Below are 13,003 nucleotides of genomic sequence, written 5' to 3' on the forward strand. Positions count from 1 at the left end.
TCTCCTCGACGGCCATCAGGGTCACCCTCTCTCTGCAGCGATCTCGGGCAGGTATGCGCGGATGTCGTCGGACACCGTGGTCAGCACGACCAGGTCGACCCGCCGGTTGGCGCCCAGCGGGTCCCCGCCGTCGTCGGCGAGCGGGCGCTGGTCACCGAAGGACACCGCCTCGATCCGGCTGCCGGGGATCCCGTCGGCCTCGACGAGGCGCCGGGTCACCTTGACCGCGCGGTCGGCGGCGAGCTCCCAGTTCGTGGCGTAGTTGCTGCCGGGCGGCAGCGTGTTGGCGTTGCCCTCGACCGAGATCGGGTCGCTGATCCCGGCGAGCACCGAGCCCGCCCCGTCGACCACGGCGAGGGCGGTCGGGGTCATCACGGCGCTGGACGGCGCGAAGAACGCCTCGTCGGCGACCATCCCGATGATCAGGCCACGTTCGGAGATCCGGAACGTGACCGCGTCCTGGAGGTCCTTGGCCGCGAGCGCCGCGGCGACCGCGTCGGCGATCGCGGCGAGCCGGTCGTACTCGGTCACCGCGAGGTCGTAGTTCTTCTGCTCGTCGCTCAGGTGCGTGTCCGGGGTCGGCGGGTCCTGGATCTGGGCGTCGACCACGCTCGCGGTGAAGTCCGGCGAGATCTCGTAGGTGTCCAGCCCGGAGAGCACGCCCGCGCCGCCGGCCATCATCGACGGCGCCTGCTGGCCGAACCCGATCGCCAGGGACTTGCGCAGCTGCTCGAACTTGATGGTGTCGATCTGGCTCATCGCGAACAGCACGATGAACAGACCCACGAGCACGGTCATCATGTCCGCGTAGGAGACAGCCCACCGTTCGTGGTTCTCGGGCTCCTCGTGCTCCTCGTGCTTGCGTCGGCTGCGCCCGTGGCTCCCGTGGCCGTGGCCGGCACTCATGCCGCTTCCTTGACCGTGCCGGGTGGCATGAGGCTGCGCAGGCGCTGGCCGACCAGCCGCGGGTTGGCGCCGGCCTGGATCGCCAGCAGGCCCTCCACGGCCATCTCCATGTGCGCGACCTCGAGCTCGGAGACCCGGGTGATGCGCTGCGAGATCGGCAGCCAGATGAGGTTGGCGGTGAGCAGGCCCCACAGGGTCGCGACGAACGCGGAGCCGATCAGGGCGCCGAGCTCCTCGGGGTTGGACAGGTTCTCCAGCACGTGCACGAGGGACACGACCGTGCCGATGATGCCGATGGTCGGCGCGTAGCCGCCCATGTTGGAGAAGAACTTGGCGCTGACCTTGTCCGCGCCCTTCCGGGACTGGATCTTGGCCTCGAGCATGTCGCGCAGGTCGTCCGGGTCGGTGCCGTCGATCGCGGCCTGCAGGCCGTCGCGGAGGAACTCGTCGTCGACGTCCCTGGCGGCCTCCTCGAGCGCGAGCAGGCCCTCGCGCCGGGCCTTGTCCGCGAGCTTGACGATCTGGTCCACGGTCGCGTCACCGTCCGGGAACTTGTACATCAGCCAGGTCGGCAGGCTCTTCAGCGTCCGCACGACGTCCTTGATCGTCCCGGAGGCGAGGCCGGCGCCGATCGTGCCGCCGATCACCAGGATCATCGGCGGGATGAGGATCACCGACATCGGGGTCGAGCCCTCGAGGAAGATCGAGAGGATGACGAACCCGAACGCGATCGCGATGCCTGCAAAGGTTGCCGGGTCCATCACTCACCGTCCCGCACGGACGTGAGGCGGTTCGGCAGGGGGCGCAGCTCGGTGACCGCCGCGACCTCGCGGGCGTCGTCCTCGTGGGTCAGCGCCATGGTCGTCGCGACCACTCGTGCCCGGTACTCCACGACGAGCTCGGTGACCTCGTCGAGCGACTCGGCGACGATGTACTTCGTCCCGTCGATGAGCGTGAGGATCGTGTCCGGGGTGCTCTCGATGCGCTGGAGCAGGTCCGGGTTGACCGCAAAACGCGGCCCGTTGAGTCGTGTGACGACGATCATCGTTTGTCCATCCCTGGTCTGCATCCGGGCCCGTCCATGAGCCCTTCGTGCCTGAAGATCGGCCGTACTGCGGGACGTGTGAGGGGTTGTGCCCGGAACGTCCCCCGCTCGGCGGTCAGGTGGTGGTGCGGCGATCGGGGGTGAGCCGCGGTCCAGGCGTGGGCGCGGTCAGGGCGTGGGGTGTGCCGCGTCGTAGGCCCGGAACCCGGGCTGGGCGCGCAGCAGCGCCGCCAGTGCCACGATGATCAGCAACCCGCCGAGCAGCGGCGGGAACCAGAGGGCGACGAGGGTGGCGAGCACCCCGCTCCACACGTCGCCCAGGCGCGGGCCGCCGGTGACCACCACCATGAAGATGCCCTGGAGCCGGCCGCGCATGGCATCGGGCACCGCGGACTGGAGCACCGCCTGGCGGAAGATCACCGACACGTTGTCCGCCGCCCCGGCCGCGGCGAGCAGCACGGCGGCCGCCCCGATCGCGGGCAGGTTGGCTCCCGCGGGTGAGGTCACCGAGCCGGACGTCACCGAGCCGCGGACCACCGCCGTCACGGCGAGCACCACGCCGAACCCGGCGATCGCCGCACCGTAGGCCTGCACCGCCCTGGCGATCGCGACCCCCTGGTGGCGCAGTCCGGTGAGCCGTCCGGACAGCAGGCCGGACAGCGTCGCTCCGACCGCGCCGGCCGCGGTGAGCACACCGACGGTCACGGCTCCGCCGCCCAGGACGAGGGCACCGGCCGCCGGGAACAGCACCCGTGGCTGGCCCAGCACCATCGCGGCGATGTCCGCGGCGAACGAGGCACGCACGTTGGGCGCACCGCCCAGGAAGCGCACCCCGTCGAGCACCGACCGCAGCCCCACCCGGGTGACCTCGCCCTCGGGCCGCACCGGCGGCAGGGACACGATGCCGAGGAAGGCCCCGACGAAGAGCACGACGTCGACGGTGTACGCCGCGGGGAACCCGGCCACCGCCACCACGACCCCGGCGAGCGCCGGCCCCACCGAGACCGCGAGCCCGAAGACCAGGCCCTCGAGCGCGGCGGCGGCCGGCAGCAGCCGCATCGGCAGCAACCGGGGCACCACCGCGTTGCGGGTCGCGCCGATCACCGTCGCCGCGGTCGCGTTGAGGGCGGTGAGCGCGTACAGCGTCCCGACGTTCTCCCGTCCGGTCCACGCGAGTGCGGCGATCGTGGCCGTCGAGCCCCAGGCGACCAGCGCGGCCCCGAGGAGCAGGCGGCGTCGGTCCACCGCGTCGGCCAGCATCCCGCCGTACAGGCCGGCCAGCACGGTCGGCACCAGCGCGGAGACCCCGACCAGGGAGACCGCGAACGTGGAGCCGGTCAGGTCGTAGACGTTGAGGCCGACCGCCACCACGGTCATCTGGGCGCCGACCGCCGAGATCGCGTTGCCGGCCCACATCCGGGCGAACGCCCGTGAGTGGCGCAGCGGCGCGAGGTCGACCAGGTGGGTGCGGCGCGCGGGAGCCGGCTCACCTGCCGAACCGGGCGCGGTCGCGGGTACGGGGTCCGGCTCGACTGCGGGCTCGGGCTCCGGCTCCGGCTCGGGCTCGGGCTCCGCCGTGCTCTCGTCGCCCGTCAACGCCCACCTCTCCCGCGCATCGGCCTGCCGTGCCGAAGACTAGACCTGCGCCCCGGCGCGCGCGCCGCCACTCTTCGGGGCCGCGCGCCGGGGACGCGAGGGTCAGCGCTTGAGGTTCACGAGCTCCTGGAGCAGCTCGTCGGAGGTCGTGATCACCCGCGAGTTCGCCTGGAAGCCGCGCTGGGCGATGATCAGGCTGGTGAACTCGGCCGAGAGGTCGACGTTGGACATCTCGAGCGCGCCGCCCTGCAGCGTGCCGCGGCCGTTGGTCCCCGCCTGGCCGACCTGCGCGGCGCCCGAGTTCACGGTGGTGCGGTACGTCGAGGCGCCGGCCTTCTCCAGACCGCCCGGGTTGGTGAACCCGGCCAGCGCGATCTGCCCCACGGCCTGCTTGAGGCCGTTGGAGAACGAGCCGAGCAGGGTGCCGTCGGCGTTGATCGTGAAGGACTGCAGCGTGCCCGCCGCCCGACCGTCCTGGCTGGAGGCCTCGACCGACGTGATGCCGGCGTAGCCGGTGAGCGCCGAGAGGTCCACCGCGACACCGCCCACCGTGAGCGAGCCGCCGCTGGCCAGCGTGCCGTCGGCGTTGAACGTCATGGCGCCGGTCGCGGTCGCGGTCCCGAGCAGGCCGGCCACGTCCCAGCCGGTCGCGGTGCGGGTGAAGCCGAGCTGCAGCGAGACCGTGTTGCCCGCGGCGTCGTAGGTGTCCATCGTGCGGTTGAGCACCGTGCCGACGGCGGCGTCGTCGGGCAGGTTGCCCTCGAACGTCGCGGACGTGGTGGCGGCCGCACCCATCAGCGTCGCGATCGGCAGGCGCAGGTCGCTCAGCGGCTGGTTCTGGTCCACCACGCCGGCCGCGTCGGCGGCCCAGCCCTGCACCAGGCTGCCCTCCGGCGTGACGAGCTGGCCCATCGCGTCGAAGCTGAACGCCCCGGCGCGGGTGTAGAGGTTCTCGGTGCCGTTGCGGACCACGAAGAAGCCGTCGCCGGAGATCATGATGTCGGTCGACCGGTTGGTCAGCTGGGCCGCGCCCTGCTGGAAGTTCGTCGTGATGCCGGCGGTGCGCACGCCAAGGCCGATCTGGGCCGGGTTGGTGCCGCCCACGCCGGCCTGCGGCGCGCCGGCCGCGGAGACCATCTGGGACAGCGTGTCCTGGAACTGGGTCTGCGAGGACTTGAAGCCCGTCGTGTTGACGTTGGCGATGTTGTTGCCGGTGACGTCGAGCATCGTCTGGTGGGCGCGCAGGCCGCTGATGCCGGCGAACAGGGAGCGGAGCATGGCAGTTCCTTTCTGGGTCCGGGCGTCAGGCGGCCGGGGTGGTCTGGGTGGGCGTGGCGACGGCGGAGACCGCGTCGAGGTTCACGGTGACGCCGTCGACCGTGACGGTCGGGGTGGAGGCGGCGAACGAGACGCCCGTGGCGATGCCGGTGTGCGTGACGCCGTCGCCGTCGACCACCGACACCTGCTGGCCGACCAGCCCTGAGGCCGCGATCCGCATCTGCAGCGCGAAGGCCTCCTGGCTGACCTCGGTCAGCGAGGTGAGCTGTTCCATCGAGGCCAGCTGGGTGGACTGCGCCATCATCTCGTTGGTGTCCATCGGGGACGACGGGTCCTGGTTGCGCAGCTGGGCGACCAGCAGGTTGAGGAACACCTCCTGGTTCATCGTCTGGTTCGGCGCCGAGCTGCTCGTACCCGTGGTGTAGAGGCTGGTGGCTGCGGTGGCCGTGACGTTGTCGATCATCGTGACTCCTCAGATCTCGAGGTCCAGGCCGCCGGACCGGGTGACGGTCACGGGGGCGATGCGTTCGGCGGCACCGGCGGGCGCGGTGGTCGTCCGACGGGGGCTCGGCGTCGCCGCCGGCTCGCGGTCCTGCCCGCCGAAGCCCTGGCCGGAGAAGTCCGCCAGGTCCAGGTCGGCGGTGAGCCCGGTCGCGGCGAGGTCGCGGCGCAGGTCGGGCAGCGCGGCGCGCAGCGCGTCGCGCGCCTGGTCGGTCGCCCCGGCCAGCTCGATCCGCACCCCGTCGGTCGCGATGTGCGCGACCACGCGGACCGGCCCGATGCTCTCCGGCTCGACCCGCATCGTGAGCACGTGCTGGCCGAGCGGCGCCGTGCGGAGGGCTCCGAGCCGCACGGAGAGCTGATCGGCGAGCGGCGGCACCTCGACGGGGTGGGCGACGGGCGCCGAGGACGCCGATGCAGCCGCCGGCGCCGCCGGGGCGACGGCGTGCTGCGGGACGACCGGAGGCAGAGCGGCCGGCGGCGTGGCGCTCACGGCTGGTGCCGGAGCCGCCCCCGCGGCGGTGGACGCCGCGGGCTGGGTCGGCATCGTGCCGTCGGGGCCTGCGCCGTCGGGGGCGGTGCCGTCGGTCGTCGCTCCGTCCGTCGCCGCCGCGAGCACGTCGCCGGCCGTCGCCTGCGTCGTCGCGGTCCCGGTCGCAGCGGCGGCGGCCTGGGCGCCGGGGACCGCGGGCGCGGCAGCGCCGGGAACGGCACCCCGGGCAGCGGTCGCGCCGCCGAGCGGCTCGGTGGTCGTCTGCACCGTGCCGTCGACCGGCCCGTGCTGGGTCGGCACGGCAGCGACGGCCGTAGCGGGGTCGCCTGCCGCGGCTGCGAGCGCCGCGAGAACGTCGGCGGGGGCTCCGGCCGCGGGCGACCCCGACGAGGTCGCGTCGACGGCCTGCTCATCGGTTCCGTCCGTGCTCGCGTCGTCCGGGGACGACCCGTTCGTCGTGCCGGTCAGCAGCTGGGCGGCCGACCGCAGCAGGTCCGCGACGGAGACCGCCGTGCCGAGGAGCCCGGTCGCGGCGTTCGTCGTCTGCACGGTGGTCGCGGCCGCGTCGGTGCCGCCTGCCGGGGTCGAGCCTGCACCGTCCCTGGTGGCCGGTCCGGTGCCGCTGCCCGGCTCGACCGGGCCACGGTCCGCCGAGCCGTCCGCCCGGGACCCGCGGTGGTCCGCACCGTGGGTCGATGCGCCGCGCGCCGCGGTTGCGTCCGCACGGTCCGTCGCGGCCTTGTCCCGCGCCGTCGCCTCACGCCGATCCTGGGCGGCGCGCCGGTCCGCGGCGGCCGAGCTGTCCGCACGCCGGTCGGCCGCACGATCGACAGCACGGTCCACGGCACGGTCGCGCGGCTCGGCCGCGGTCGCCTTCGCCATGGCCGCGTCGAACGCGCCCGGGTCCGCGGCCGGCTCGGGGCCGGACTGTGCGGGACCCGCCACCAGGGTCGGGGTCGACCCACAGGTCGCGATCATCGTTCCTCCTCCGTGCCGGCTGCGGTGCCGCGGCGGGACGCCGCCTCGTCGAGCACCAGCTGCTCGGCCTTCTCCTCCTCGGCGCGCACGGTCACGGCGTGCCGATCGGCGAGCTTGTCGACCATGGCGAGCCGGGTGCGCGCCGCGGTCCAGTCCGCGGTCGCGAGCTCGCTGCGTCGGGTCGCGACGTCCACGACCGCCGACGCCTCGTTGACCAGGCCGTGCAGCGAGGCCCGGGACACGACGAGGGTGCGCCACACGGCGTCGTCGACGCGGGACGGGAACTGCACCCCGGACATCAGCGACACGAGCTCGGCGCGCTCGTCCTCGGCTTCGCGGACCTCGACGTTGGCTGCTGCGAGGCTCGCCGCGGCACGCTCCTCCTCGAGCTGGCGCAGGCGGAGCAGAGCGCCCAGCCGGAACGGACGGCTCATGACTGGCCTCCCATCTCCGCGACCAGGCGGCCGAGCCGGGCCCACGAGTCGGCCAGGTCGGCCCGCTCGTCCATGCCCTGCCGCAGGAAGGCGTCGATCGCGTCGCTGTGCGTGACCGCGGCGTCGACCATCGGGTTGGAGCCGGCCACGTAGGCGCCCACGTCGATCAGGTCCTGCGCGCGGCGGCGCGCCGCGAGCACCTGCCGCAGGCGGGTCGCGGCCTCGCGCTGTGCGGCCGAGGTCACGCGTGAGGCGACCCGGGAGACCGACCCGAGCACGTCGACGGACGGGAAGTGCCCCGCGGTCGCGAGCTCGCGGGTGAGCACCACGTGACCGTCCAGGATCGACCTGGCGGCGTCGGCGATCGGCTCGTTGTGGTCGTCGCCGTCGACCAGCACGGTGTAGACCCCGGTGACGGAGCCGCGCTCGGCGGTCCCGGCTCGCTCGAGCAGCTGAGCCAGCAGCGAGAACGTCGACGGCGGATACCCGCGGGTCGCGGGCGGCTCGCCGACCGACAGGCCGATCTCGCGCTGCGCCATGGCCACGCGGGTCAGCGAGTCCATCATCAGCACGACGTCCCGGCCCTGGTCGCGGAACTCCTCGGCGATCCGGGTGGCGACGAACGCGGCGCGCAGGCGGACCAGCGGCGGCTCGTCGGACGTGGCAACCACGACGACCGAGCGCGCCAGACCCTCGGGGCCGAGGTCGTCCTCGAGGAACTCGCGCACCTCACGGCCGCGCTCTCCGACCAGGGCGATGACCGAGACCTCGGCGTCGGTACCCCGGGCGATCATGGACAGCAGGCTCGACTTGCCGACCCCGGACCCCGCGAACAGGCCGATGCGCTGGCCGCGGCCGACCGTCGTCATGGTGTCGAGCGAACGGACGCCGAGGCTCAGGACGGTGTCGACCCGGGTCCGGCCGAGCGCCGACGGGGCCCGGCCGGTCACCGGGCGCCGCTGCACACCGGCAAGCGGGCCGCGACCGTCGGCCGGCCGGCCCAGCCCGTCGAGCACGCGACCGAGCAGGGCGTCGCCGACCGGAGCGGTCAGGGCCCGGCCGGTGCCGCGCACCGCCATGCCCGTGCGCAACCCGGTCAGCGCGCCGAGCGGCATGCAGCGCAGCAGGGTCCCGCGGGTCGACGAGGTCGCCGCGACCACCTCGACCGGCACCCGCTCGTCGCCGACCTCGAGGAGGTCGCCGACCGCACCGGGCAGGCCCATGACGTCGACGGAGAGCCCGACCACGGCGTCCACGCGCCCGACCGCCTCCGGCGCGGCCTGGGCCACGGCGCGGCGCAGCAGCGTCTCGTCGATCCCGGCGCCGGAGCCGAGCGACCCGAGGGACCCGAACGCGCCGGGCGTCACCGGCCCGGTGCCCGCGAGGTCGAGCGTCGTCGGGCTCATGCGTCCTCCCCGAGCAGCGCACGCCGGGCACGGTCCATCGCCGTCGCCAGCTGGGCGTCGAGGTAGCCCGCAGGGTGCTCGCTGATCGCGTCGCCGGGCTGCAGGCGTGGGTCGGCGACCAGCGCGACCCCCTGCGGCGCGACACCGGCGGCGGACAGCAGCGCGTGGTCGGCCGGCGCGAGGCGCACGGTGTGCACGCCGAGCTCGGCCGGGGCGGACAGGGCGCGCGTGAGGGCAGCGCGCGCACCCGTCTCCGCGTCGGAGAGCTCGGCGCCCAGGACGGCGCGGGCCAGCTCGAGCGCGGCGGTGGTCAGCACCGCGCGGACCTCCGCCACGGCAGGTGCGGTGCGGGCGTCCGCAGCCGCGGCGGCCCGCTCCAGTCGCTGCACCGCAGCGGCGAGCGCAGCGTCCCGGCGGGCCTCGCCGGCCTGGTGCTGTGCCGCGAGCGCAGCGCGCTGCTGCGCGGCCTGCTCGGCGGCGGCCCGCGCACCGGCGGCCCACCCCTCGGCGTAGCCCGCCGCGCGGTCCTCCTCGCGGGAGATCCGCGGCGCGAGCTGGGCGAGCCGGAAGGGGGTGGCCTCGGTGGTCTCAGGCGACATACTCGTCCTCGCCCTCGCGCCGGATCACGATCTGGCCGGTCTCCTCGAGCTGCCGGATCGCCTGGACGACGGCCGCGCGGGCCTCCTCGACGACGGACATCCGGACCGGGCCGAGCAGGTCCATCTCCTCGACCAGGTTGTCCCTGGCCCGCTCGGACAGGTTGGACAGGATCTTGTCGCGGACCTCGTCGGACGCTCCCTTGAGCGCAGTGGCCAGCGAGGACATCTCGACGCCGCGGAGCACGAGCTGGATGGCCCGGTCCTCGAGCAGGGTGACGTCGGAGAACACGAACATCCGGCTGCGGACCTCGTCCGCGAGGTCCTTGTCGCGCTGCTCGAGGCCCTCGAGGATCGCCTTCTCGGTGGTCGGGTCGGCGCGGTTGATGATCTCGACGAGGGGCTGCACGCCACCGACGGCAGCGGTCTCGGTGGGGGTGAGCACCGCGGAGGCCTTGCGCTGCAGGTTCTCGGCGACCACGGCGACCACGTCCGGCGAGGCCCGGTCCATCAGCGCGATCCGGTGCGCGACCTCGGCCTGCACGTCGGGCGGCAGGCCGGTCATGATCTGCGACGCCTGGTCGGGGCGCAGGTGCGCCATGACCAGCGCGATGGTCTGCGGGTGCTCGCCGCTGAGCAGGCCGACGATCTGGCGCGCGTCGGCGTGCATCATGAACTCGAACGGCTGGCCCTGGAGCGACGTGGCGAGGCGCTCGAGCATGCCCGCGGCGCGCTCCCGGCCCATCGAGGCCTCGAGCAGCTGCTGGGCGAAGCCGAGGCCGCCGCGGCCCACGAGCCCGCGCGGGCCCATCGACACGTTGTAGAACTCGTCGATGACGTCACCGGCCGTCTTCGCGTCGATCCGCTCGAGCCGTGCGATCTCGGCGGTGAGCTCCTCGATCTCGCTCTCCTCCATGAGCGACATGACGCGTGCGGCCTGGTCCTTGCCGAGCTGGATGAGCAGCAGGGCGGCCTTCTGCGAGCCGGTCATCAACGCGGACATCAGGCCCTCCCGGCGGTGAGCCAGCCGCGCAGCACCTCGGCCACCTCGGCGGGCTGCTCGGCGGCCATCGCGAGGACCTCGTCACGGTGCGACTCCGGCACCGGCACCGGGGCGGGCAGGGCGCGGGCCTGCTCGGCCGCCTCGAGCGCCTCGGCCTTGGCGGCCTCGAGCAGCTCGAGCGAGCCGAGGTCAATCGTCTCGCGGTCGTCCTTGCGGCCGCGGCGGATGCCGAGCACCACGAGCATGATCACCGAGATCAGCACGACGATGCCGATCGCACCGGTCTTGATCAGCGACGTGGTCTGCTCGGCCTTGGCCTGCTCCTCGGCGGCGGCGATCGCCTCCTGGGCCTGCGTGGCGACCGTGGTGTCGAACGGCATCTGGCTGACCGACACCACGTCGCCGCGGGTGACGTCCGCGCCGGCGGCCGCCGCGATCGAGCTCTCGAGCTGGGTGAGGTCCACGCCGTCCAGCGCGTCCGAGACGATCACCGAGACGGACTGGCGACGCACCGTGCCGGGCGCCGTGGTCAGTTCCTCGGTGACCTTGTTGATCGGGTTGTTCACCGTCGCGGTCTCCTTGTGGTACGTGCCCGTGCCGTCACCGGTCCCGGTGTCGGTCACGGTCCCGTCCACGCCGAGCACGCCGCCGACCGTCTGGCCGGAACCGGTGTAGTCCTCGACGGAGGTCGCGGAGTTGATCGGCGGCAGCGTCGGGTCGGAGGCCGAGTACGTCTCGGTGGTCCGTGCGGTCTGGTCGAAGTCGAGCTCGGCGGTCACGCTGACCACGGCGTTGCCCGGGCCGAGCACGGTGTCGAGCATCGCCTGGACGTTGCTGGTGACCCGGCCCTCGTAGTCGGCGACCTGGCTGCCCGCGAGGGCCGAGGTCGCGTCCCCACCCACGGCGGACAGCACGTGCCCCGCGGCGTCGATCACCGCGACGTCGCTCGGCTGCATACCCTCGATGCCGGCGGAGACCAGGTGCACGATCGACTGCACCTGGTCGGCGCTCAGCGTCGAACCCGGCGCGGTCTGCACGAACACCGACGCGGTCGGGTCGGCGGTCTGCGAGACGAACACGCTGTCCTCGGGCAGCGCGAGGTGCACGGTCGCGGTCTGCACGGCGTCGAGCGAGGCGATGGTCTTGGCGAGCTCGCCCTCGAGCGCACGCTGGTACGTGACCTGCTGCTGGAACTCCGAGGACGTCATGCCCATGCTGTCGAGCAGCGAGTAGCCGCCGCCGTCGGACGAGGTCGGCAGGCCGGACGCGGCCACCTGGAGGCGCAGCTGGTAGACCTGGCTCGCGGGCACCAGGATCGTCGAGCCGCCGTCGGCCAGCTCGTAGCTGACCCCCTGCGAGTCGAGCTCGTCGACGATCGCGGACGCGTCGGTCGCGGAGAGGTTCGCGAACAGCGGGGTCATGCTCGGCTTGGTGAGCCACGCCGACAGCGCGACGGCCCCTAGCACGAGCATCGCGACCCCGATCACGGCGAGGGTGCGCTGGGCCAGCGAGAACTGACCGACGGTCTTCTGCGCGCGGCCGAGCAGGCCGCTGAGCGGGGCCGGCATCAGGCCTGCATCCGCATGATCTCGGTGAACGCCTCGACGGCCTTGTTGCGCAGCGCGGCGGTGAGCTCCATCGCCACCGACGCCTCGCTCGCGGCGATCGTGTAGTCGTGGATGTCGTTGAGGTCACCGGTGACGGCCTGCACGGCCAGCGCGTCGGCGTTGGACTGCAGGGCCTGGACCTGGTCGATCTGGCCGGCGAGCGTGGTGCCGAAGACGCCGCTCGACGAGCCGGCGCCGGTGGTCGACGACGTGCCGGTGGTCGCGCTCGACCCGGTCAGCGCGGACAGGGACTGGACGCCGGTCGAGGCGCCGAGCGCCCCGATCGCCTGGATGCTCATCACGCACGTCCGATCTGCAGGGCGGTCTCGTAGGAGGCCCGGGCGCGCTCGGCGACCGAGGCGTTCGCCTGGTACGCGCGCTGGGCCATGATCAGGTAGGTCATCTGGCTCGACATGTCGATGTCGGGGTAGCGGACGTAGCCCTCACCGTCCGCCAACGGGTTGTCCGGCTCGTACACCAGCCGGCCCTCGGCGGAGCCGAGCGCGATGCCGTCCACCGTGGCGCCGGCGGGCTCGCCGTAGTCCACCGACGACGCGTGCACGAAGCGGGCCCGGAAGGCCTCCTCGTCGGTCGACCGCACGGTGTTGAGGTTCGCCAGGTTGTCCGAGATGGCGTCGAGCCAGGTCCGGTAGACGGACATGCCCGAGCCGGCGATGCCGATCGCGTCGAAGGTGCCCATCAGGCGCTCCGCATCGCGGTGCGCAGCAGCGAGAACTGCTGGCTCACGGCCTGGGAGGCCAGCTGGTAGCGCAGCTGGGTCTGGATGTTCAGCAGCGTCTCGGACTCGAGGTTGACGTTGTTGCCGTCCTCGCGGGGTGCCGCGAGCGAGCGGGACGTGCTGAGCTCACCGGCTCCGGTGCCGTCGGCGACCGCGGCCGCGAGCGACTCCTCGAAGGACACCCGACCGGCCAGGAACCCCGGGGTCTGGATGTTCGCGACGTTGTCCGCGATGACGCGCTGGCGCAGGGCGAGGCCGTCCAGGGCGGTGTTCAACGCCACGTACGAGACAGAGTCGAACACGGCCGCCACCTCTCGGGTGTGCACTGGGCGGCCGTTCCATGGCCTCCTGGGCGAGCGAATCCGTGCTCGCCGGGACCATCGGCTCAGGGCCTGGTGCGATGAGAGGTTGTCCGGGCTAG

15 protein-coding genes are annotated in these 13,003 nt (G+C 73.4%); all 15 read right to left on the reverse strand.

Annotated features, from left to right (window positions below):
- Nucleotides 1-21: 21 nt before the first annotated feature.
- A complete protein-coding gene (locus OEB99_RS00505) occupies nucleotides 22-906 on the reverse strand; it encodes an OmpA/MotB family protein (RefSeq protein ID WP_263507632.1) in 885 nt (294 codons plus the stop codon).
- Nucleotides 903-1,667: a motility protein A gene (locus OEB99_RS00510; RefSeq protein ID WP_263507633.1), complete on the reverse strand. Its 765-nt coding sequence runs from the start codon at nucleotides 1,665-1,667 to the stop codon at nucleotides 903-905. Before OEB99_RS00510 ends, OEB99_RS00505 begins: the two co-directional genes overlap by 4 nt.
- A complete protein-coding gene (locus tag OEB99_RS00515; protein ID WP_263507634.1) occupies nucleotides 1,667-1,951 on the reverse strand; it encodes a flagellar FlbD family protein in 285 nt (94 codons plus the stop codon). The genes OEB99_RS00510 and OEB99_RS00515 overlap by 1 nt, the downstream gene beginning before the upstream one ends.
- Before the next feature lie 168 nt (nucleotides 1,952-2,119).
- Nucleotides 2,120-3,547: an MFS transporter gene (locus OEB99_RS00520; protein ID WP_263507636.1), complete on the reverse strand. Its 1,428-nt coding sequence runs from the start codon at nucleotides 3,545-3,547 to the stop codon at nucleotides 2,120-2,122.
- A 102-nt stretch (nucleotides 3,548-3,649) separates the two neighbouring features.
- The gene (locus OEB99_RS00525) at nucleotides 3,650-4,825 is read right to left on the reverse strand and encodes a flagellar hook protein FlgE (RefSeq protein ID WP_263507637.1); all 1,176 of its coding nucleotides are present in this window, start codon (nucleotides 4,823-4,825) and stop codon (nucleotides 3,650-3,652) included.
- Between the two features lie 25 nt (nucleotides 4,826-4,850).
- Nucleotides 4,851-5,288 carry a flagellar hook assembly protein FlgD gene (locus OEB99_RS00530; RefSeq protein ID WP_263507638.1) on the reverse strand — a complete coding sequence of 146 codons (438 nt, stop codon included), beginning with the start codon at nucleotides 5,286-5,288 and terminating at the stop codon, nucleotides 4,851-4,853.
- Between the two features lie 9 nt (nucleotides 5,289-5,297).
- A complete protein-coding gene (locus OEB99_RS00535; protein WP_263507639.1) occupies nucleotides 5,298-6,797 on the reverse strand; it encodes a flagellar hook-length control protein FliK in 1,500 nt (499 codons plus the stop codon).
- The gene (locus tag OEB99_RS00540; protein ID WP_263507641.1) at nucleotides 6,794-7,231 is read right to left on the reverse strand and encodes a flagellar export protein FliJ; all 438 of its coding nucleotides are present in this window, start codon (nucleotides 7,229-7,231) and stop codon (nucleotides 6,794-6,796) included. The genes OEB99_RS00535 and OEB99_RS00540 overlap by 4 nt, the downstream gene beginning before the upstream one ends.
- A complete protein-coding gene (locus tag OEB99_RS00545) occupies nucleotides 7,228-8,637 on the reverse strand; it encodes a FliI/YscN family ATPase (protein ID WP_263507643.1) in 1,410 nt (469 codons plus the stop codon). Before OEB99_RS00545 ends, OEB99_RS00540 begins: the two co-directional genes overlap by 4 nt.
- Nucleotides 8,634-9,236 carry a FliH/SctL family protein gene (locus OEB99_RS00550; protein ID WP_263507645.1) on the reverse strand — a complete coding sequence of 201 codons (603 nt, stop codon included), beginning with the start codon at nucleotides 9,234-9,236 and terminating at the stop codon, nucleotides 8,634-8,636. The genes OEB99_RS00545 and OEB99_RS00550 overlap by 4 nt, the downstream gene beginning before the upstream one ends.
- A complete protein-coding gene (gene fliG / locus OEB99_RS00555) occupies nucleotides 9,226-10,236 on the reverse strand; it encodes a flagellar motor switch protein FliG (protein ID WP_263507646.1) in 1,011 nt (336 codons plus the stop codon). Before fliG ends, OEB99_RS00550 begins: the two co-directional genes overlap by 11 nt.
- Entirely contained in the window at nucleotides 10,236-11,804 is a 1,569-nt protein-coding gene (gene fliF, locus OEB99_RS00560; RefSeq protein WP_263507647.1) for a flagellar basal-body MS-ring/collar protein FliF, read from the reverse strand. Before fliF ends, fliG begins: the two co-directional genes overlap by 1 nt.
- Nucleotides 11,804-12,142: a flagellar hook-basal body complex protein FliE gene (fliE, locus tag OEB99_RS00565; RefSeq protein WP_263507648.1), complete on the reverse strand. Its 339-nt coding sequence runs from the start codon at nucleotides 12,140-12,142 to the stop codon at nucleotides 11,804-11,806. The genes fliF and fliE overlap by 1 nt, the downstream gene beginning before the upstream one ends.
- Nucleotides 12,142-12,543 (reverse strand): flagellar basal body rod protein FlgC, encoded by a 402-nt coding sequence (locus tag OEB99_RS00570; protein ID WP_263507649.1) that lies wholly within the window; start codon nucleotides 12,541-12,543, stop codon nucleotides 12,142-12,144. The genes fliE and OEB99_RS00570 overlap by 1 nt, the downstream gene beginning before the upstream one ends.
- On the reverse strand, nucleotides 12,543-12,884 hold the full coding sequence (locus OEB99_RS00575) for a flagellar basal body rod protein FlgB (protein ID WP_263507650.1): 342 nt from the start codon (nucleotides 12,882-12,884) through the stop codon (nucleotides 12,543-12,545). The genes OEB99_RS00570 and OEB99_RS00575 overlap by 1 nt, the downstream gene beginning before the upstream one ends.
- Nucleotides 12,885-13,003 lie beyond the last annotated feature (119 nt).

Source organism: Actinotalea endophytica (assembly GCF_025717005.1).
Lineage (GTDB): Bacteria > Actinomycetota > Actinomycetes > Actinomycetales > Cellulomonadaceae > Actinotalea.

What these genes read in the sequence shown, in the direction of transcription:
- OEB99_RS00505 (WP_263507632.1), bottom strand. Translation starts at nt 906, where the DNA reads ATGAGTGCCGGCCACGGCCACGGGAGCCACGGGCGCAGCCGACGCAAG.
- OEB99_RS00510 (WP_263507633.1), bottom strand. Translation starts at nt 1,667, where the DNA reads ATGGACCCGGCAACCTTTGCAGGCATCGCGATCGCGTTCGGGTTCGTC.
- OEB99_RS00515 (WP_263507634.1), bottom strand. Translation starts at nt 1,951, where the DNA reads ATGATCGTCGTCACACGACTCAACGGGCCGCGTTTTGCGGTCAACCCG.
- OEB99_RS00525 (WP_263507637.1), bottom strand. Translation starts at nt 4,825, where the DNA reads ATGCTCCGCTCCCTGTTCGCCGGCATCAGCGGCCTGCGCGCCCACCAG.
- OEB99_RS00530 (WP_263507638.1), bottom strand. Translation starts at nt 5,288, where the DNA reads ATGATCGACAACGTCACGGCCACCGCAGCCACCAGCCTCTACACCACG.
- OEB99_RS00535 (WP_263507639.1), bottom strand. Translation starts at nt 6,797, where the DNA reads ATGATCGCGACCTGTGGGTCGACCCCGACCCTGGTGGCGGGTCCCGCA.
- OEB99_RS00540 (WP_263507641.1), bottom strand. Translation starts at nt 7,231, where the DNA reads ATGAGCCGTCCGTTCCGGCTGGGCGCTCTGCTCCGCCTGCGCCAGCTC.
- OEB99_RS00545 (WP_263507643.1), bottom strand. Translation starts at nt 8,637, where the DNA reads ATGAGCCCGACGACGCTCGACCTCGCGGGCACCGGGCCGGTGACGCCC.
- OEB99_RS00550 (WP_263507645.1), bottom strand. Translation starts at nt 9,236, where the DNA reads ATGTCGCCTGAGACCACCGAGGCCACCCCCTTCCGGCTCGCCCAGCTC.
- fliG (WP_263507646.1), bottom strand. Translation starts at nt 10,236, where the DNA reads ATGTCCGCGTTGATGACCGGCTCGCAGAAGGCCGCCCTGCTGCTCATC.
- fliF (WP_263507647.1), bottom strand. Translation starts at nt 11,804, where the DNA reads ATGCCGGCCCCGCTCAGCGGCCTGCTCGGCCGCGCGCAGAAGACCGTC.
- fliE (WP_263507648.1), bottom strand. Translation starts at nt 12,142, where the DNA reads ATGAGCATCCAGGCGATCGGGGCGCTCGGCGCCTCGACCGGCGTCCAG.
- OEB99_RS00570 (WP_263507649.1), bottom strand. Translation starts at nt 12,543, where the DNA reads ATGGGCACCTTCGACGCGATCGGCATCGCCGGCTCGGGCATGTCCGTC.